This is a genomic window from Paracoccaceae bacterium, assembly GCA_033344815.1.
Classification (GTDB): Bacteria; Pseudomonadota; Alphaproteobacteria; order Rhodobacterales; family Rhodobacteraceae; genus Roseobacter.
Map to the genome: position 1 here is coordinate 4600654 of JAWPMR010000001.1, position 18954 is coordinate 4619607.

The following is an 18954-nucleotide window of genomic DNA, read 5'->3' on the forward strand; positions in this document are numbered from 1 at the left end:
ACATGGAAATTCAGCGGCACGACACCGATATCTTGATCCTTGGCACTGGCGGTGCAGGCCTGTTTGCAGCGCTCCATGCGCAACAGGCCGCACCTGCGGGCACGAAAATCACAATCGCGGTCAAAGGGTTGATTGGCAAATGTGGTTGCACGCGAATGGTGCAAGGCGGGTACAATGTGGCGCTTGGCGGCGGCGACACGGTTGAGCGGCATTTCATGGATACGATTGAGGGCGGCAAATGGTTGCCCAATCAGGATATGGCGTGGCGCTTGTGCGAGCAGGCGGTGGTGCGTATCCGAGAACTGGAAAATGAAATTGGCTGTTTCTTTGATCGCAACCCGGATGGGACTTTGCATCAAAAGGCTTTTGCGGGGCAAACGGCGGATCGTACAGTGCACAAAGGCGATTTGACCGGCATCGAGATCATCAACCGTCTGATGGAACAGGTACTGAGCCGACCTGTGGAAAAACTGCAAGAGCACCGTGCGATTGGACTGATCCCAACCAAAGACGGCAACGCGCTGGCAGGTGTTCTAATGATCGACATGCGAACGGGAAAATTCCGTTTCGTCAGGGCCAAAACGGTTTTGATGGCGACGGGCGGTGGCCCGACCATGTATAAATACCACACGCCAAGTGGCGACAAGACCATGGACGGTTTGGCCATGGCGTTGCGGGCGGGATTGCCGCTGCGCGATATGGAAATGGTGCAGTTTCATCCGACCGGGCTTCTGGCTGGCGAGCATAGCCGTATGACCGGCACGGTGCTCGAAGAGGGGCTGCGGGGGGCTGGTGGACAACTGCTGAATGGCGCGGGCCAGCGGTTCATGTTCGATTATGACGGCAAGGGCGAGCGCGCTACGCGCGATGTTGTCAGTCGGGGTATTTATGCCGAAATGCGCAAAAGTAATGATCCTGGACAGGTGGGCATGTTCATTTCCATGGCGCATCTTGGGCCAGACAATGTGCGGACCAAATTCAAGGGCATGGTGAAGCGGTGTGAGGACAGTGGCCTTGATCTTGCCGGTGGTTTGGTCGAGGTCGTCCCGACGGCGCATTATTTCATGGGGGGTGTTGTGGTCGATGTGGACACACGCACCGCACTTGAGGGGCTTTATGTGGCGGGTGAAGACGCGGGTGGTGCGCATGGTTCCAACCGTTTAGGCGGGAATGGTGTTGCGAATTCAACGGTATATGGGGGCATTGCAGGCGACATCATGGGCGCTGATATCCGATCCATGGAAGCGCTGCGCGACCCGGATGAGAATGTGTTGGCCGCTGAATATGATCGGGCTTGCCATCCGCTGACGCGGCCTCCTGATCTGGTGCAGCCCTTGCGCAACCGCCTGCAAGAAGCGATGTGGGAAGATGTTGGCGTCATGCGCGACGCCGCTGGCATGGCGCGGGGACTGACGCGCATCGAGGCGATCCGCAAGGATTTGATGGAGGTCGGCGTTGCATCGGACAATCTGGCGTTCAACCTGACATGGCATGATTGGCTGAACATGGCCAGCTTGTGTGAGGTGTCGGAGGTGATCACCAGAGCGGCGCTGGCGCGTGAAAATTCGCGGGGCGCGCACTACCGGGAGGACTTTCCCGAGGCTGGCGATATGGCGGCATCCTATTATACAGTGGTCAAGCGGGATGGCACCGGGATGAATGTCGCCCGCGAAGATGTTGATTTTTCAATCGTTCACCACGGTGAGACCATCTTGCCAGAGGGTGAACCTGAAACACTGGTGGCGACATAATGACAGAAATAACACCCGCGCTTCTTACGCTGACCGCCAGCATCGTCTTGGCGTATGTGACCGCGCGCCTGTCTGCGCAGAATGATATGACGAAATTGCGCGCGGAAATGAAGCTGGACTATTCCGTTGAAACGGCCATTCGGCATCTGTTGGAAAATCCGAACTATAAAAAACGCAGCCTCAAGAAAATCAAACACCATCTGCGTGGTTTCGAGAGCGATGATGCCCTGCGTATGGCGCTGGTCCGTGCAGGTGCGGTGGCCTTCGCCGGAGCGGGAGAGGATGAGACATGGGGCCTTGTTTCGCGCAACACAGAGGATTTCAAATGATCCCCATCGACCTCATCCAGAAAACGGCCGAAACTCTGATGGACAAGGCCGCCATAGAAATCCCACAAGATTACCTTGACGGGCTGCAAGCCGCCGCCAAGACCGAAGATGGCGATTTGTCGTCCTTTGTGCTCAAGGCCATGCTGGAGAATTATGAGGCGGCCAAAGAGGACCGACGCGCGATGTGTGGCGACACAGGCGTGCCGCGCTGGTTCGTGAAAATGGGAAATGATGCGCGCATTGAGGGCGGACCGATCGCCCTGGAGGCGGCATTGCGCCGTGCCACAGCCAATGCAACAACCGGCGTGCCGCTTCGGCCTAATCGTGTGCACCCGCTTTGGCGGACGGACCACAATAACAATGTGGGCATCGGCGCGCCCGAGATTGAATACGGTTTTGAACCAGATGGCGAATGGATTGACCTGATCACTGTGCACAAAGGTGGGCTGTTCGGGACCGATTACCGGATGCTTTTCCCGTCGGATGGCGTGCAGGGGATCAAAAGATTCTACCTCGATAGTCTGGTCGCTTTTGGCAAACGCGGGCTGGCGTGTCAGCCTGCGATCATCGGGATTGGTCTTGGAGGATCCAAAGACACCTGCATGGTGTTAGGCAAACGCGCGTCTGTTTTGCGCACCGTGGGCAGTCGGAACCCGGATCCGAAAATCGCCGCGATGGAGGATGAATTCAAGGAGTTGGGCAATTCTATCGGCATGGGGGCCATGGGTTTTGTCGGCAAAAACATGGTGATCGATTGCAACATCGAAGTGGGGTATTGCCACACGGGGGGTATGCAGATGTCGGTGCATGCATTCTGTTTATCATCGCGCCGGGCGGTTGCGCGCGTCTTTCCGGATGGCCGGGTTGAACACCGCACGGACCCCGATTGGTTCACCGATTATCAACGCCGGGAAACCGTTGAATGGGAACCGATCAAGGAGGCTGCGGAATGAAGCTGCGCGAAGTCACGCTCTCGACCACACCAACGGCTGAAGCTGTCGCCGGCCTGCGTCTGGGTGACATCGTCTATCTTGACGGGTTGATCTACACGGCGCGCGAAGGTGTTTATATGCGTGCGCTGGAGGATCAAGCGAACATCCCCATGGAATTGCCGTCCCAAAGTGCTGCAAATTTCCATTGCTCGCCTGCCGCTGTGATCCGTGAAGACGGCTCCTTTGATCTGGGCGCGGTTACGGCCACCGCGAGTTTTCGCTTTGCCAAATGGTTGCCGGAATGGATGGCCAAAACCGGTGCGCGGTTGATCATCGGCAAGGGTGGCATGTCCTCAAAAGACTACAAGGAATATTTCGTGCCCAATGGCGCAGTGTATCTGTCCACTGTTGGATATGGCACCGGCGCGTTGCTAGGGCGTGGGGTTGAAACGGTTGAGGCCGTGCACTGGCATGAAGAGCTCGGTATTGCGCAGGCGATGTGGGTGATACGAGCGCGCCGGATGGGGCCGTTTATCGTGGCGTCGGACTTGAAGGGCGAGTGCCTTTTTGAACGCGAAAACGCCAAGATCGTGCAGAACCTCGACCGGGTGTATGAGGGAACCAAACCTGCCGTGCTCAAACGCTATGGCGAAACGGATGACCGCTCGGACGAGGTCATCGGCTAAAGCCCCTGTTGCGCCATGGCGGCCTGAACGGCGGGGCGTGTTAACATTGCGTCTGTATGTGCTGTCAGTTTGGGGAAAGCATCCAAGGCGATGTCATTTGCACCCATCCAGCGGTGCACCAGAAACACGCATGGGTCGCAGATGGAATACGTATCCCCCAGTACCCAAGGTCCTTTGATCAGGTGATCTTCGACGAACTGCGCACCCTCTTTGATGGTTTGCGGGACCTTCTCCTGCATTGATTTTATCGCGTCGGGATCATCCGACCACCGGGCACCGCGCCCTTTATGGGCGAAGGCCACATGCATCGTGGCGGCCAGATAAAGGTTCACCGATTGCGCTTGCGCGAAGGCATAGGGCTCTGTTGGCACGAGGTTCTTGTCAGGATGGCTTTGTGCGAGATAGGCAAGTATGGCGGGGTTTTCGACAATAACACCCTGCGCTGTCACCAAGGCCGGCACGCGCCCACGCGGATTTATGGCAAGGAAGTCTGGTGAGAGATGTTCCTTTGCAGGAATGGACAAAGTGTGGGTTTCGTAAGGCACGCCGATTTCTTCGAGCAAAATATGCGCGGCAAGCGCGGATGAGCCGTTTGCGATGTAAAGACTGTACATAAAATCACCTTCATGTCTGGCTTCTCAAATAGGGCGACTGTGATCCCGATACAGCCGCAATGTACGATAGGGTTCAATGTCTTCAGGCAAATGCTCAATCCCAAGACCGGGAACCTCCGAAATGTGCCAGAGCCCGTTTTTCAACGGATCAGACGCAAAAAATTCATCCCTGAGCGGGTTTGGATTGGCATCGAGTTCCAGCAAACCCGGCCCGCCCACAGCGGCCAATAGATGCGCAGAGGCCTGCATTCCGATGCCACCGCCGAGAAAATGCGGGCAATACGTCAGGCCTGCGGCACGGATGGCTTTAGCCACTTCAAAACATCCCGAAATGCCACCCCATTTGGCGACATCTGGTTGCAACACGCCAAACACGCCCGAAGAAATGGCCTGATCAAACCCGCTCAGACCTGTTATGTTTTCTCCGCCTGCCAAACGGGTCTGTGAAGCATCTGCCAATTGAACCCAATCTGAAAGGGGCGAGTCCGCCGCGATAGGTTCTTCGAGCCAACCGATAGGTAAATCCCGCGTCGCGGCGATAAATTGCAAAGCTTGAGCGGGTGTCCATGCCTGATTAGCATCGGCAAACAAGGTTTCACCGGGTTGCAAGCCTTTGGATAAATCCAAAAGCCGCGAGATATCATTGGATGCATCAAATCCCACTTTGACCTTGAAGGCGGAAATGCCGCGGGCGCGTTGCAGCGGGATATGATCAGACGCTTGATGGATCGCGAGCCCGCTTGCATAGACAGGAACAGTTGGCAAAGCGTCCTGAGACAGAAACCCCGCTAGGGGGAGTCCGGCACGGCGGGCGAAAAGGTCATGAACGGCGATATCCACGCCCGCCAGAACCTGCGCAAAGGGACCGGGCTCGCCACATTGGAGTGCGCGTATGTAAGTTTTTTGGGTCAGTGTGTCCCAGAAAAGATGCGGTGCGGAAATGGTTTGCCCCAATATCATCTCTGACAGATCTTCGATCAAAAGCCGGGCGCGGTGTTCTGCGCCCGCAGACGGCCAGTTGGCAAATATCTCGCCCCAGCCAAATCCGCCATTTGACGTTAGGAGTTTTACAAATACAGCTGGTCGATCGCGCATTATACCAAAAGAAGTGGCGACCGGAGTTGGGGTGGGCGCGCGAAATACATGTGCTTCGATCCGGTCTATTTTCACAGCAGCTCCCGCAACAACAAGAACGAACCAGACACCAGACAGACCGCAATCAGCAGGCGGCGGAACAGGTCATCATTCACCCTGTGAAACACAAAAATGCCCGCCTGTGCGGCCACCATTGCGGATGGAACAGCCACGCATAAATGCAACATTGTGTCCGTGTCATATGTCCCGTCCCATGCCAGCATGATCGCTGTTAACCCCAAGACCATGACGTTGAACGGTTGCAGCACAGCGCGCGTTTCGTATTTGGGCCAGGCGCGCATCGAACACCACATGGTCGGCAAGGCCCCCGAAAGTGATGCGGCACCGCCAAGGACACCGCCGAAGAATCCCACGATCATGTCGATCACCGGCGTCGGGTTTTCAAACTTGGGCAGGTTGCGACGAAAAGTGAAAAACCCACCGTATAGTATGAGAAAGAACGCGATCAGATACTTCAGCACCGAGACGTCAATCTGTTTCAGGGAGGCGATGCCCAATGGAATGCCAAGGACCGCAGGCAGCAGGAAACGGGCAAGACGGCGTTTGTTCCGGGTTATTGCATGGCGCACGATCCACAGGCCTTGCAAGCCGCTGACCACCGAAATGGCGACCGTGATGGCAACCGCTTCGACCGGACTCATAATGGTCAGGAAAAATCCGAGCGCAAAGAGCGACGTTCCGAATCCTGCCAGCCCGTTGATAAATCCGCCGGCCAACCCGCCAATGATCAAAAAAGTGAGTTCATGAGATGTCATTGGGGCGTTGCCGGTGGTGTTGCTCCGAAGGCGCCAATAGACACGGACTGCAGACAGGTGCTGTGGAGCGCGGCCAACACGCGGCTGCGTGCTGTATCCTGCGGATAGGCAAGCCCTAACCTGCGGATGGGGGCATCCTCGCCAAGCGACAAACGCTTTAGCGGCAACGGGCTGGTGGACTGGACTGCGCGTTTTGGCGCGATCGCGACACCCAAATTCGCATAAACCATGCTGGAGATCGCCTCCAGCCCGTCGAGTTCCATGGTTTCAGCGACGCTGATGTTCTTCTTTTGCAGCCAGCTTTCGATCATGTGCCCAACGACGGCCTCGCGGTTGAAGCGGATGAACGGGTGATTGGCAATCAATTCAAACGGATCGTCGCTGTCTGTGTCCAGCGAGGCAAGCAATTGCAGCGGTTCCTCGGCGATATCGCGAAACTCAAATCCCGGCGGCATCAGTTGCGGACGCGAAATAAGGGCCGCATCCAAAGTCCCCCGTTCCAGTTGCGACACCAATTGATGCGTCAAACCAGGGTAGAGCCTCACATGCACCTGCGGATAGGTTTTGACCAGCATCGAAATCGCCGAGGGGACAAGCGTTGTAAGGGTGGTCGGCAGCGCACCAAGCTTGACCTCGCCACTGACGCTGTTTTCCCCCAGAACCGACGGCAGCATCTGATCATAAGACCGCACGACATCGCGAGCCTTGGCCACCAGAGCGCGACCCAGTGGAGTCAATTCCGGTGTGCGTTTTGAGCGGTCAAAAAGCTGCACGCCCCAGTTTTCCTCAAGGGCGCGCATTTGCTGGCTGACGGCAGCATGAGTGACACATACGGCATCAGCGGCGGCGCTGAACGTCTTGTGATCATGTACTGCGATAAGTGTTCGCAGCGTGCGAATGGACATTCCAAACCGGCCTTTTTCGTTAGCGCTGCTAACGGATTTTGTAATATATTATTACTTCTATAAAGCATGTCTTAACGTTACCAATTGTCAAGGGCGCTATCGGCTTCGCCCCGGGGAGCTTCAAAGGCCGGTCATACTGGGAGGAATACGATGTCTTTTAAATCACTTGGTGCAATCTGCGCCTTGAGTGTCGGGATTGCGGGTGCGGCATTGGCCGAATACCCTGAGCGGTCAATCAATATGGTCATTCCCTATGGCGCTGGCGGCGCTACGGATATTTCTGCGCGCACCATTGCTGAACCGCTTGGCGCCGCAGTGGGCAAGCCTTTGGTGATGGCGAATGTGACCGGTGCGGGCGGCGCCACAGGCTCGGTCGCGGTGCAAAACGCCAAGGCGGACGGGTATACAATGCTGTTTGCGCGTGTGGGATCCCACTCCGTGAACCCTGCGATGAAGGCGACGCTGCCTTACACGCTGGATGATTTCCGGTTTGTGACGGTCTATGAGATCAACCCCTTTGCCTGCGCCGTGTCTTCGAATTCCGACATCATGTCGATGGATGACCTGCTGGCCGCTGCCAAGGGCGACGGCATCAGCTTCTCTTCGTCGGGCGTGGGGTCTGGCCTTCATCTTGCTGGCGCGATGATCCTTGATGCCTTTGGTCTGGAGGACGCGGCCAACACCGCCATACATATTCCGCAACAGGGTGGTGGAGCTGCGGCAACGGCGGTTTTGAACGGTACGGCGGATTTCCTCTGCACCAATACATCCGCGCTTGCGAGTTTTGTGGCCAACAATCAGATGCGTCCCTTGATGGTCACAACCGCAGAGCCTGTCGTGGGTTTTGATGCGCCGACGGCTACCTCTCTGGGTCACCCGGAATTGCAGCAGATGGTTGGCTGGACCGGCATTGCCGGCCCGGCGGATCTGCCTGATGATGTTGCGGCAAAATGGGGCGATTGGATGACCGCAGCCGCCGGAGACGCAAAATTTGTAGAGACCATGGAGTCGCGCGGCTCGATCATCCGCGTAATGTCCCCCGAAGAAGCCAATACTTTCATCCGCACCCAATACGAAACATTCAGGAAACTGGTTGACGATCTGGGTATGAGAATTGAAGGCTAGGGCAATCGCCCGACGAAACGCTTCATAGTGAGCGCCGGGCCGCACATGCGCCCGGCGTTTTTCATGAGAACCGCAGCGGGCAGAAGGGCAGGGCAAATGACACCGCGACAATTACAGTTGCGCCTCGGTCTGGGGGCGATCATGGCTGCCGCATTTCTAACGCTATATGCCATCCCGACCTGGATTTCTTCGCCAAGTAATGTGCGTAATATCGTATTGTCTCCCCTGTTCTGGCCCTATGCCCTGGCCGGATTTACCGGATTGGCCGGGCTGGGACTTGTGCTTTCCGGCGTCCGGACACCGGCGGAGGACGCGCCGGTCAATGATCCGATTGAGGATCCTTTAGCGGCGTGGATGCGGCTGCTTGGCATGGCCTTGATTATGGTCCTAACCATGTTTCTATTACCCCGTTTGGGCATGGTGCTGACCTCGATGTTGGTTTTTGTCGCGACCGCCTTTCTGGTGCGCACGCGCCACCCGATCACGGCGCTTGTCTGCGCTGTCATCATTCCGTTGGTGCTTTATGCGTTCTTTGCGCATGTCGCCGGGGTCGCGATCCCGCAGGGTGATTTTCTGAGGCTGCCATGAGTTTTCTAGACAGTATCGCCGCCGGTCTCAGCCTTGTCGGCAACATTGAGTCCTTTCTTGCGCTTTTCGTTGGTGTGGCAATTGGTGTTGTCGGGGGCGCGATCCCGGGGATGTCAGCCACAATGGCTGTCGCTTTGACGTTGCCGTTCACTTTTGCGATGCAACCGATCACTGGAATTCTCTTACTGCTGGGCGTCTACAAAGGCGGGATATTCGGCGGTTCGATCCCCGCGATTCTGATCAAGACCCCCGGCACGCCGGCGTCTTCTGCGACCATTCTGGACGGCTATCCGCTGGCGGAAAAAGGGGAGGCGGGGCGCGCGCTCGGCATGGCGCTCTGGGCCTCCTGTACGGCAGATGTGATTTCCAATTTAGCGCTGATCCTCTTTGCCGGTTGGCTGGCGTCCTTCGCGCTCAGCTTCGGACCGCCGGAGTTCTTCACGCTCATCCTGTTTTCACTGACAATCATCGCCGGTGTATCAGGTGAAAGTCTTTTGCGCGGTGCCTTGTCGGCCTTGTTGGGATTGCTGTTGGCGACGGTCGGGCTGGATCTGGTCTATGGCACAAATCGCTTTACATTTGGCGATCCGAACATGATGGGCGGTCTGAATTTCATCGCGGTATTGATCGGCTTGTTTGCGATCCCTGAAATTCTCGCCATGGTTTGGCACCCCACTGCGCATGTTGGCAAAGCGCGCAGCCTGGGTAAGAACTGGGTGACATTCGCTGATTATCGCCGCAGCTTTAAATCCATCGTGCGCGGCAGTTTCATTGGTGTGTTCCTTGGGTCCATCCCTGGCATCGGTGCTGCCCCATCTGCCTTCCTCAGCTATTCCGAAGCGCGGCGCACATCCAAAAACAAGGACAACTTCGGCAAGGGTGAAATTGAGGGCGTTGCCGCTTCCGAGGCGGGCAATAACGGCGTGGCCGGGGCCACATTGATCCCGCTTCTGGCCCTGGGTGTACCCGGGGATGTGATCACCGCGATCATTATCGGGGCCTTCATGGTGCACGGGCTGCAACCCGGACCGATGATGTTCATCCTGAATGTAGATATCATTTACGGTCTGTTCATCGGGTTAATTGTCAGCTCTGTCTTCCTCTTTTTGATTGGATCCGCGGCCATTCGCGGTTTCAAATATGTGGCCGACATTCCCAAACGCATCCTGATCCCGGCTGTGCTGGTGCTCTGCATCTATGGCGTTTTTGCGGTGAACAATAACATTTTTGATGTTGGGGTGATGTTCGCCATGGGCTGGGTCGGTTATCTGATGGTGCGCTATCACATTCCGGCTGCACCTTTCCTGATCGCTTTCATCCTGGGACCTCTGTTGGAGGACAATTTCAGGCAATCCATGTTGATGTCGGGCAGTGATCCCAGCATTTTGGTTCGCGGCCCGATTACATGGTTTTTCTGGACCTTGACGTTACTGACAGTGGTGGCCATCGCGCGGGCGGTCAAAAACGGGCCACTGATGGGGCAAAGCCCGAAGCCGTAGTCTGTGAGCCTGTGACCAAGGTCGCAAGCGCGCACAAAAGGGTTGAAAGCCGCGACGTGATCGTGGTCGAATGAACCGGGTGGCAGAGCCAGATAACACCTGACACAGTTTTGCAACAACAGGGTCCATTGTGCGCCGTTTTGCGGAAAATGAAAATTGTGATTTGGCTTATCCGTATGCGACAAGGCAGGCTGCCCCAAAAACCGCCCTGATGCCCGGCCGAAGGCGTCAGCAAACCAGAGCCGACAAGGGAGTCAAATAATGATCGCAACACCCGTCGCCACCCTCAGCGAACTGCCGGACCGTGACCCTCAATATGCCATTGTGGGAGAGGTTGATTTGGTGGTGGTGCGCTGTGATGACGAGGTGTCGGTGTTTTATGGGCGGTGCCTGCACCGCGGGGCATTAATGTCGGACGGGCATGTGCGTGGTAAGGATCTGATTTGTGGCGTGCACGATTGGGACTACCGATTGGACAGCGGTGTGTCATCTTATGCCAATGAGGAGGCATTGCCCAAGTTTCAGTCATGGATTGAGGACGACCAGATCATGGTCGATGCGGATGAGATCAACCAATGGGGGCACGACAATCCGCAGCCCTACAACCGCGATGCCTATCTGGGGCTTTATGCCGATCCGAGCCATGGCGATACGGGCGAACCCTACACAGGTTTGATTCAGCAATATGCACGCGATGGACTGAGTAAAACGGGCCATCACGGAGTGGTGGACGCCATGGGTGTTTTACGCGCTGAGTTGCCGGATTGGGACGATATACAGCTGTTGACCGCGCAATTGGCCAAACCACCGCTTTTGGATGATGAACCAGTCGGCACCGAGGTTGTCATCGGGCCGAATGCCCAAAAACCCTTGCGTTTGGACATTCCGCTGTTTGTGTCGGACATGTCCTTTGGGGCCTTGTCGGAGCCAGCGAAAATCGCTCTGGCGCAAGGCGCGGAGATGGCCGGAACAGGCATTTGTTCCGGCGAAGGTGGCATGCTGCCCGAAGAGCAGGCGGCCAATTCGCGATATTTCTATGAGTTGGCTTCGGCCCGGTTCGGATTTGACTGGCACAAGCTGGACAAGGTTCAGGCGTTTCATTTCAAGGGTGGACAGGGGGCCAAAACCGGAACAGGCGGGCATCTGCCGGGCGCCAAAGTCAAGGGCAAGATCGCCGATGTCCGGGATCTGGATGAAGGTCAGGACGCGATATCGCCCGCGCGTTTCCCTGATTGGACGAACCCGGCGCAGATCAAGGATTTCGCCGACGAGGTACGCGACCGCACCGGCGGCATTCCGATCGGGTACAAACTCAGCGCGCAGCATATCGAAAAGGACATTGATGCCGCTTTGAAGGTCGGTGTCGACTATATCATCCTGGACGGGCGCGGGGGCGGTACCGGGGCGGCTCCGGTCATATTTCGCGATAACATCTCAGTGCCGACGATCCCGGCACTGGCGCGCGCGCGTGCCCATCTGGACCGGTTGGAACGCAGTGATGTGTCACTGGTCATCACTGGCGGTTTGCGCAAACCGGCCGATTTCATCAAGGCAATGGCCTTGGGGGCGGATGCGATCGCACTCTCCAATTCCGCAATGCAGGCCATTGGCTGCCTGGCCATGCGCGCCTGTCATACCAATAATTGTCCGGTCGGGATTGCCACGCAGAAACCGCATCTGGTCAGCCGCATCATTGTCGAGAAATCCGCCCGACAATTGGCCAATTTCTTTGAAGCCTCGGTGGAATTGATGCAAGTTATGGCACGTGCCTGTGGACATAGCCATTTGTCGGAATTCAACCATGATGACCTGACGACATGGAAAAAGGAGATGTCGCAAATCTCTGGCGTCACTTTCGGAGGTGTTGCATGAACCAGGCAGAGGCAATCCTGATGGGCTTGCGCATCTGGGGCAGCATTGGGGCTTTGGTCGCGGCGTTTTTCCTGACCATTGGCATGGACCGGATCGATGAGGACGCGCGTGATGCCTATATTTTTCGCGTGCTTTTGATACCGGGTGTTCTGGTCATCTGGCCGCTGGTGCTGTGGCGCTGGTATCTCTATGAAACGGGTGCCGAAAAATGGCAAAACCGGTATGATCCACCGCGGCGCGCGCATTTTGCAGTCGGATGGGCGCTGCCGATCGGTATCTGTGTGATCATCCTGACGGGACTCAATCTGCGCCAGACCTGGCCGGCTGATTTTGAACCCATCCGCCTGTCCGCACCTGCGGAGGTGACACAATGAGTGTCAAATACATTCCCGTTCAGTGGAATACCAACAAATACATATACGATGCCGTCATGCTGCTGGGCGTTGGCCTGTTCCTTTATGTGTTCCTTTATGCGGCACCGGGTCTGCTCAGCCATGAGCGACCGATCAACCCGCAGATCCACAATGCCCGCGCCTTTGGGGCCTGCGCCTTTGTGATGTTGAGCGTCATCCTGTGCATCGGCCCGCTGGCGCGGCTGGATGAGCGTTTTTTGCCATTGCTGTATAACCGCCGGCATTTTGGTGTGATGACCGTCTTTGTGGCGATCACCCATGCGGGCTATGTGGTCGATTGGTATTTCGCATTCTCGAGTTCTAACAAATACGAGGCCCTGCTTTTTGCAAATACCAGTTACGGCCAGCTGGCAGGCTTCCCTTTTGAGGTTTTCGGCATTTTCGGTTTGTTCACGCTGATCGTGCTTGCGGCCACAAGCCATGATTTCTGGATGAAATTTCTCAGCCCGCCCGTCTGGAAACGCATTCATTACCTGATCTATCCCGCCTACCTTTGCGTGGTTGCGCATGTGTCCTTTGGTATCTTGCAGGACCAGCAAAATCACGTCTTCACGGTGATTTTCATCGGTGGCGCGGTGGCGGTTGGCGCTCTGCACCTGATGGCCGCGATGCAGGAGCGGCGCGCCGATCACGCTATTCAGGCGGATGCGACGGATTGGGTGCCAATCTGTGATGTTGCGGAGATGACCGAAGGTTTTGCCAAAATCAAACTCCTGGCCAATGGCGAGCGCGTGGCCGTGTATTTGAACAATGGAAAGCTCAGCGCGATTTCAAACGCCTGCGCACACCAGAACGGGCCGTTGGGTGAGGGCAAAATCATCGACTGTCTGGTCACCTGTCCCTGGCATGGGTTTCAATACGATGTGACTTCGGGGCGTTCCCCCGCGCCGTTCACCGAAATGGTGCCCACGTACAATGTGAAAACGCAGGGGAGTACAGTGATGGTCGACACAAACGCCAATGCACCGGGTACCTATGTTGAACCGGTCCCGGCCCTAGCAGGGGAGACCGCGACATGAGCGACAATAACAAGCCCTTTTTTGTCGGATACCTGCCAGCCCCACAGGGGTTGCGCGGTCTGTTGTTGGCGATCTGTGTGCTTTTCATCAGCGGTCTTGCTGGTTTTGGGCTGGCGCTTGGCGTAGCGCAGGATGATCCGGGTGAGGGGGCTTTTCGCTTTGACTATGGGCGCCAGACGGTGACGGGTGTGGTCGAACTGACCCCCTATCCGCTGTTGCGCGTCACACAAGGAAATGACCTGATCCAAGCCGGGCACACGCTTATGCTGGCCGGTGGCGGCAAAACCAATGTCGAGAGCCGCGCGATCCCATTGGAGGGACAACTAGCGCAGGTCTCAGGCGTCATTCTGGAGCGTGGTGATCTGGATATGATGCAATTGCGTGGTGGAAAAAACGGTTTGGACGCTGTCGACGGCGACGTACCTGAAATGATCGTAGAACCGCTTGGGCGCTGGAAACTGGCTGGTGAAATCTGTGACGGCAAATGCCTGGCGGGCGCGATGCGGCCGGGACGAGGTCTTGCGCATAAGGCCTGCGCCAATCTCTGCCTGATTGGGGGTGTGCCGCCAGTATTTGTGTCAACGCAGCCGATTGAAGGATCTGAGTTTTTACTGATCACGGGACCGGACGGCACCCCGTTGCCGCAAAAAGCCTATCACTACGTGGCGCAATTTGTTTCACTTGAAGGCGACGTTGAACGGCGGGGAGATCTGTTGGTCCTGCGTATGGATCCCGAAACACTTGAGGTATTGGAATGACGCGCCGGATCGTGATGCTGACCCTCGTGGCACTCATTGCAGCGGTGTTTTTCTATCTGTCGCGCTTTTGGTATCTGTCGTTGTGGCCGCGCCCCGGTCTCTTTGGCCTTTCAGAACTGCGCCCTCAAGGGGGGCTGGTTGCTCAATGGTTGCGCGGGACCGACGCAGCCCCGTTTGAATTGCTGATCTGGGCACTGGGGTGCTTCGTCCTTCTGACACTTGCGCAGAAACTCTATGATTACGCCACGACCCCGAAAGATGCAGGAGAGCCGCATGAGTGATGAAACCCTCGATTGGATCAGTGTCGGCCATATAGATGACCTGCCGGAAGGGCGCGTGAAGACCGTTACGGCGCGCACGACATCTATTTGCCTTGTGCATTTCGATGGCCAATGGGCGGCGATGAACAACCACTGTCCGCACCAGCGCGGCCCCCTGGGCGAAGGATCGATCGAAAAAGGCATCGACGATAAATGCTGGATTCGCTGCCCCTGGCATGGCTGGGACTTTGACCCGCTGACAGGCAAGCCGCCCGGCGGTCATGAGGATAGCGGGCAGGACATGTATCCGGTCGATATTCGCGATGGCGAGATTTTCGTTGGCATTGAGGCTGAACCGCCGCATGTGCGCACGGTCACGGATGTCATGGTCGACACGCTCAGCAATTGGGGCGTGCAGTCGGTATTTGGCATGGTCGGTCACTCCAACCTGGGTCTGTCGGACGCTATCCGTCTGGCCGTTGTCGATGGCAAAATGTCTTACTTCGGGATCCGTCACGAAGGCGCCGCTGCCTTTGCTGCCTCGGCTTACGGCAAACTCACCGGGACTCCTGCCGCTTGTTTGACGATCGCCGGGCCGGGAGCGACGAACTTGCTGACCGGGTTATGGGATGCCAAGGTGGACCGTGCGCCAGTATTGGCGTTGACAGGTCAGGTTCAAACTCAGGTCATGGGGCCGGGTGCTTTTCAGGACATTGACCTGCTCTCTGCCTTTCAGGCCGTCACCCGTTTTTCACAGCCCGTGTTGGGGAGTTCCAATCATGCGGAACTGGCTGCTCTCGCCTGTAAAACTGCAATTGTTGAACAGGACGTAGCGCATCTGATCTTTCCTGATGACGTGCAAACAAACCCCTCTGATCAAGCGGCACGTTCCCCTGAAGGACGTGTAACGCAAGCGCCTATCATCCCGGCGCAAAGCGAGATCGATAAAGCCGCTGCCATGATCAAAACCGCCAAACGCCCGATTATTGTGGTCGGGCATGGCGCTTATCCGATGCGCGATGACATCGCGGCACTGGCCGAAACGCTGGGCACGCCCGTGGTCACCACCTTCAAGGCCAAAGGGCTTTTGCCGGATGATCACCGATGCGCGGGTGGCGTTTTGGGCCGGTCGGGGACGCCCATCGCCAGTTGGTTCATGAACGAGGCCGATCTGATCATTGCGCTGGGCACCAGTTTTTCCAACCATACCGGAATTGAACCCAGCAAGCAGATCATTCAGGTCGATCATGAACGCATGCAGCTGGGGAAATTCCACCCTGTGGCCTTGCCTATTTGGGGTGACGTCGGCGCGTTTTGCCATGCGATCACGCGTGCGGATCACGAAAACCCGGACGCTGTAGATCAAGTGTCCGAGCTGAAAGAACGCTGGGACATCTGGCGGCGCGAGAAACAGCACCGTTTAGAAGAAGACGCAGGCAAAGGCATCCATTCCTTCGCCATATTTGAAGCATTGGGACGACTTGTTCCTGATGACGCGATCTTCGCCGTCGATGTGGGCAACAACACATATTCCTTTGGGCGTTATCTGGAGACCAAGGGCACGCAACGGGTGTTGATGTCCGGATATCTGGGATCCATCGGTTTTGGACTGCCCGCCGCCATGGGCGCATGGGCGGCGACACAGGACAAGGCGGATTTGAAGGGGTGCAAGGTCGTTTCGATCTCCGGTGACGGCGGGTTTGGGCAATACCCGATGGAATTCACCACGGCAGTAAAATACGGCATGGATATCACCCATATCCTGCTGCACAACGGAGAGCTTGGCAAAATATCCAAGGAACAGCGTTCGGGTGAATGGCCGGTCTGGGAAACGGATCTGCAGAATTCGGGTTTCGCGGCGTTTGCGCGACTGTGTGGCGGTCATGGGACCAAGGTCACCGATGCCGGCGACATTGAGGCGGCGATCAAAGAAGCGCTGGATCACAAAGGCCCGGCGTTGGTTGAGATCATGACGGACGCGGAATTGGTCTGATGTGATTGCGCAAGGTCCGCGCATGTCCTAGGAGACTGCAACAGAATTTTGAACGCGTTGTACATGAACCGGCCTGAGACATGAACGATATCTATGAAGGGCTGGTGTCGGCGTTCTGGTTGGTCGTCACCCTTGATCCGGACCTTTTGCAGATCAGCCTGCGTTCCCTGCAGGTCAGCCTCACGGCGCTGATCATTGCCTCGGCCATCGCGCTGCCTTTGGGCACCTTTCTGGCGGTTCGCCGGTTCCGGTTTCGCCGCTTGACCATATCCTTGCTGAACGCGTTGATGGGATTGCCCCCAGTGGTGGTGGGTCTGATTATTTATATCCTTTTGTCGCGTTCCGGACCGTTTGGCGTGCTGGGTCTGCTGTTCACACCCACGGCGATGATCATTGCGCAGGTGGTGATCATCACGCCGCTGATTGCCTCGATCACGCATCAGGCGATGCGCGAATTATGGGCGGAATACCACGACCTTTTGATTTCTCTCAATACAACCAATTGGCAACGGATCAAGACGCTGATCTGGGATGGGCGGCGCAACCTGCTCACGGCCTCGCTCGCCGGATTTGGTCGTGCCATTGGTGAGGTAGGCGCGATCATGATCGTGGGCGGTAACATTGATAACGCAACCCGTGTTCTGACTACCGCGATTGCGCTGGAAACGGGCAAAGGGGATTTCGCGCTGGCCTTGGCCTTGGGCTTTGTGCTGATTGCTTTGGCCATTGGCGTCAATATTTGTATTCACTGGCTGTCACGCACGGAACGGGAGGGCCGGTGGTGAGTACGATCCTGCCCCTGACCCTGTCGGATGTGGCCGTTTATCGACGCGGTAAACGCCTGTTGGGCCCAGTGGATATGACACTGCAAGCGGCAGGGCTGACGATGATCATCGGCCCAAACGGCAGCGGCAAAACCACCCTTCTGCGCGTGATGCATGGGGTTGAACGGCTGAGCAAGGGATCGGCCAGATGGTCGGTTCCAGATGCGGAAGCGCAGCATCGTCAGTCCTATGTGTTTCAGACGCCAATCATGCTGCGCCGCACCGTAATCGAAAATCTACGCTATCCGATGCAATTGATTGGTCTGCCGCGCGCAGAGATCAAAGCACGCGTGGATCACTGGATGGAACGCGTTGGTTTGACGGACCGCGCAACCCTCTCGGCGACGCGGCTGTCAGGGGGCGAAAAGCAACGCCTCGCACTCGCACGTGCCTTGATCCGTAAGCCGGACGTTCTGTTTCTGGATGAACCCTGCGCCAATCTTGACGGCGCCTCAACGCGTGATATCGAGAGTATCCTGCACGGGGCCTTGGGCGAGGGAACCCGCATTATCATGACCACGCATGATCTGGGACAGGCAAAACGGCTTGCGAGTGATGCTGTCTTTATGTTGCATGGATGCGTGCATGAAACCGGCAAAGCTGATACTTTTTTCAATGCACCACAAAGCGCCGAGCTGCAGGCTTTTTTCAGAGGAGACATCATCACATGATCGCGCGTTTAGCCGCTTTTTTGACGGCTTTGGTTTTGGGAACGGCCTCCTTGGCCGATGAAATCAAACTGGCTGTTACCACATCCTTCGAAAACTCAGGCCTTGCAGATGTATTGCTGCCCGCGATCAAGGAAGATCTTGATCTTGACGTGCAATTGCTGGTCGTTGGCACCGGTCAAGCGTTGCGTTTGGGTCAGGCCGGGGATGTCGACGCGATTCTCGTGCATTCGCGTGCTGCGGAAGAGAAATTCGTCACTGAAGGCTATGGCACCTATCGCCGCGAGATTATGTATAATGATTTCGTGTTCATTGGCCCATCAGATGATCCTGCCGCCATCGCGCAATCACAATCTGCAGCGGAAGCGCTGAAACGGATCGGCGTGGTCAAACCGGCCTTTGTCAGCCGCGGTGATGACAGCGGCACGCATAAAAAGGAAATCGCCCTATGGCGTGCGGCGGATCTGGTGCCTGAAACCTTTACGGAGTGGTATCGCGAAGTTGGGGCGGGCATGGGCGCAAGCCTCAATACAGCCGCAGGGCTTGATGCTTACATTCTGGCGGATCGGGCGAGTTGGTTGAATTTTGGCAACAAAGCCAACCTTGCATTGCTCTATGCGGGGGATGCCGCGTTGTTCAACCAATACGCGTTTCTCGCGGTGAACCCGGAACGGCATGCCCATGTGCGCAATGATCTGGCCGTTCAACTCGAAGAGTGGCTGGTTGGCTCACGCGCCGCCGAGTTGATCAATGCCTATACGATCAATGGGGAAGCGCTCTTCACGTTCAATGCGAAACCCGAATGACG

The 18954-nt window shown here is 56.6% G+C and carries 20 protein-coding genes; 16 read left to right on the forward strand and 4 right to left on the reverse strand.

The genetic code is table 11. The annotated features are described in order from the left end of the window. Window positions 1-2 precede the first annotated feature (2 nt). Genes R8G34_21330 through R8G34_21345 form a run of 4 tightly spaced genes read left to right on the forward strand, consistent with a single transcriptional unit; the run spans window position 3 to window position 3698 of the window. On the forward strand, window positions 3-1751 hold the full coding sequence (locus R8G34_21330; protein ID MDW3225397.1) for an FAD-binding protein: 1749 nt from the start codon (window positions 3-5) through the stop codon (window positions 1749-1751). Then, window positions 1751-2080, forward strand: coding sequence for a hypothetical protein (locus tag R8G34_21335; protein ID MDW3225398.1), 330 nt, complete (start codon window positions 1751-1753; stop codon window positions 2078-2080). Before R8G34_21330 ends, R8G34_21335 begins: the two co-directional genes overlap by 1 nt. After that, a complete protein-coding gene (locus R8G34_21340) occupies window positions 2077-3033 on the forward strand; it encodes a fumarate hydratase (protein MDW3225399.1) in 957 nt (318 codons plus the stop codon). Before R8G34_21335 ends, R8G34_21340 begins: the two co-directional genes overlap by 4 nt. After that, window positions 3030-3698: a fumarate hydratase C-terminal domain-containing protein gene (locus tag R8G34_21345; protein MDW3225400.1), complete on the forward strand. Its 669-nt coding sequence runs from the start codon at window positions 3030-3032 to the stop codon at window positions 3696-3698. The genes R8G34_21340 and R8G34_21345 overlap by 4 nt, the downstream gene beginning before the upstream one ends. Here R8G34_21345 and R8G34_21350 read toward each other — a convergent pair. From R8G34_21350 to R8G34_21365, 4 genes are read right to left on the reverse strand one after another with little or no spacing between them, the layout of a single operon-like run. After that, entirely contained in the window at window positions 3695-4312 is a 618-nt protein-coding gene (locus R8G34_21350) for a glutathione S-transferase family protein (GenBank protein MDW3225401.1), read from the reverse strand. The genes R8G34_21345 and R8G34_21350 overlap by 4 nt on opposite strands. Window positions 4313-4336: 24 nt before the next feature. After that, entirely contained in the window at window positions 4337-5482 is a 1146-nt protein-coding gene (locus tag R8G34_21355; protein ID MDW3225402.1) for a mandelate racemase/muconate lactonizing enzyme family protein, read from the reverse strand. Next, window positions 5479-6222, reverse strand: coding sequence for a sulfite exporter TauE/SafE family protein (locus R8G34_21360; GenBank protein MDW3225403.1), 744 nt, complete (start codon window positions 6220-6222; stop codon window positions 5479-5481). The genes R8G34_21355 and R8G34_21360 overlap by 4 nt, the downstream gene beginning before the upstream one ends. Further along, window positions 6219-7127, reverse strand: a complete 909-nt coding sequence (locus tag R8G34_21365; protein MDW3225404.1) for a LysR substrate-binding domain-containing protein — start codon at window positions 7125-7127, stop codon at window positions 6219-6221. The genes R8G34_21360 and R8G34_21365 overlap by 4 nt, the downstream gene beginning before the upstream one ends. 150 nt (window positions 7128-7277) lie before the next feature. Between R8G34_21365 and R8G34_21370 the strand changes: the two genes are divergently transcribed. From R8G34_21370 to R8G34_21425, 12 genes are all read left to right on the forward strand, one after another. Next, a complete protein-coding gene (locus R8G34_21370; GenBank protein MDW3225405.1) occupies window positions 7278-8252 on the forward strand; it encodes a tripartite tricarboxylate transporter substrate binding protein in 975 nt (324 codons plus the stop codon). A gap of 96 nt (window positions 8253-8348) precedes the next feature. Next, a complete protein-coding gene (locus tag R8G34_21375; GenBank protein ID MDW3225406.1) occupies window positions 8349-8840 on the forward strand; it encodes a tripartite tricarboxylate transporter TctB family protein in 492 nt (163 codons plus the stop codon). Then, complete coding sequence (locus R8G34_21380; protein MDW3225407.1) at window positions 8837-10339, forward strand: tripartite tricarboxylate transporter permease; 1503 nt, start codon at window positions 8837-8839, stop codon at window positions 10337-10339. Before R8G34_21375 ends, R8G34_21380 begins: the two co-directional genes overlap by 4 nt. A 261-nt stretch (window positions 10340-10600) precedes the next feature. Further along, window positions 10601-12211, forward strand: a complete 1611-nt coding sequence (locus tag R8G34_21385) for a glutamate synthase-related protein (GenBank protein MDW3225408.1) — start codon at window positions 10601-10603, stop codon at window positions 12209-12211. Continuing rightward, entirely contained in the window at window positions 12208-12585 is a 378-nt protein-coding gene (locus R8G34_21390; protein MDW3225409.1) for a hypothetical protein, read from the forward strand. Before R8G34_21385 ends, R8G34_21390 begins: the two co-directional genes overlap by 4 nt. Continuing rightward, window positions 12582-13643, forward strand: a complete 1062-nt coding sequence (locus R8G34_21395) for a ferric reductase-like transmembrane domain-containing protein (GenBank protein MDW3225410.1) — start codon at window positions 12582-12584, stop codon at window positions 13641-13643. Before R8G34_21390 ends, R8G34_21395 begins: the two co-directional genes overlap by 4 nt. Continuing rightward, a complete protein-coding gene (locus R8G34_21400) occupies window positions 13640-14401 on the forward strand; it encodes a hypothetical protein (GenBank protein MDW3225411.1) in 762 nt (253 codons plus the stop codon). The genes R8G34_21395 and R8G34_21400 overlap by 4 nt, the downstream gene beginning before the upstream one ends. Beyond that, the gene (locus tag R8G34_21405) at window positions 14398-14682 is read left to right on the forward strand and encodes a hypothetical protein (protein MDW3225412.1); all 285 of its coding nucleotides are present in this window, start codon (window positions 14398-14400) and stop codon (window positions 14680-14682) included. Before R8G34_21400 ends, R8G34_21405 begins: the two co-directional genes overlap by 4 nt. Then, window positions 14675-16654, forward strand: a complete 1980-nt coding sequence (locus R8G34_21410) for a thiamine pyrophosphate-binding protein (GenBank protein ID MDW3225413.1) — start codon at window positions 14675-14677, stop codon at window positions 16652-16654. Before R8G34_21405 ends, R8G34_21410 begins: the two co-directional genes overlap by 8 nt. Before the next feature lie 80 nt (window positions 16655-16734). After that, window positions 16735-17439: an ABC transporter permease gene (locus R8G34_21415; protein MDW3225414.1), complete on the forward strand. Its 705-nt coding sequence runs from the start codon at window positions 16735-16737 to the stop codon at window positions 17437-17439. Beyond that, window positions 17433-18149 (forward strand): ATP-binding cassette domain-containing protein, encoded by a 717-nt coding sequence (locus tag R8G34_21420; GenBank protein MDW3225415.1) that lies wholly within the window; start codon window positions 17433-17435, stop codon window positions 18147-18149. The genes R8G34_21415 and R8G34_21420 overlap by 7 nt, the downstream gene beginning before the upstream one ends. After that, a complete protein-coding gene (locus tag R8G34_21425) occupies window positions 18146-18952 on the forward strand; it encodes a substrate-binding domain-containing protein (GenBank protein MDW3225416.1) in 807 nt (268 codons plus the stop codon). Before R8G34_21420 ends, R8G34_21425 begins: the two co-directional genes overlap by 4 nt. The last annotated feature ends 2 nt before the right edge of the window (window positions 18953-18954 follow it).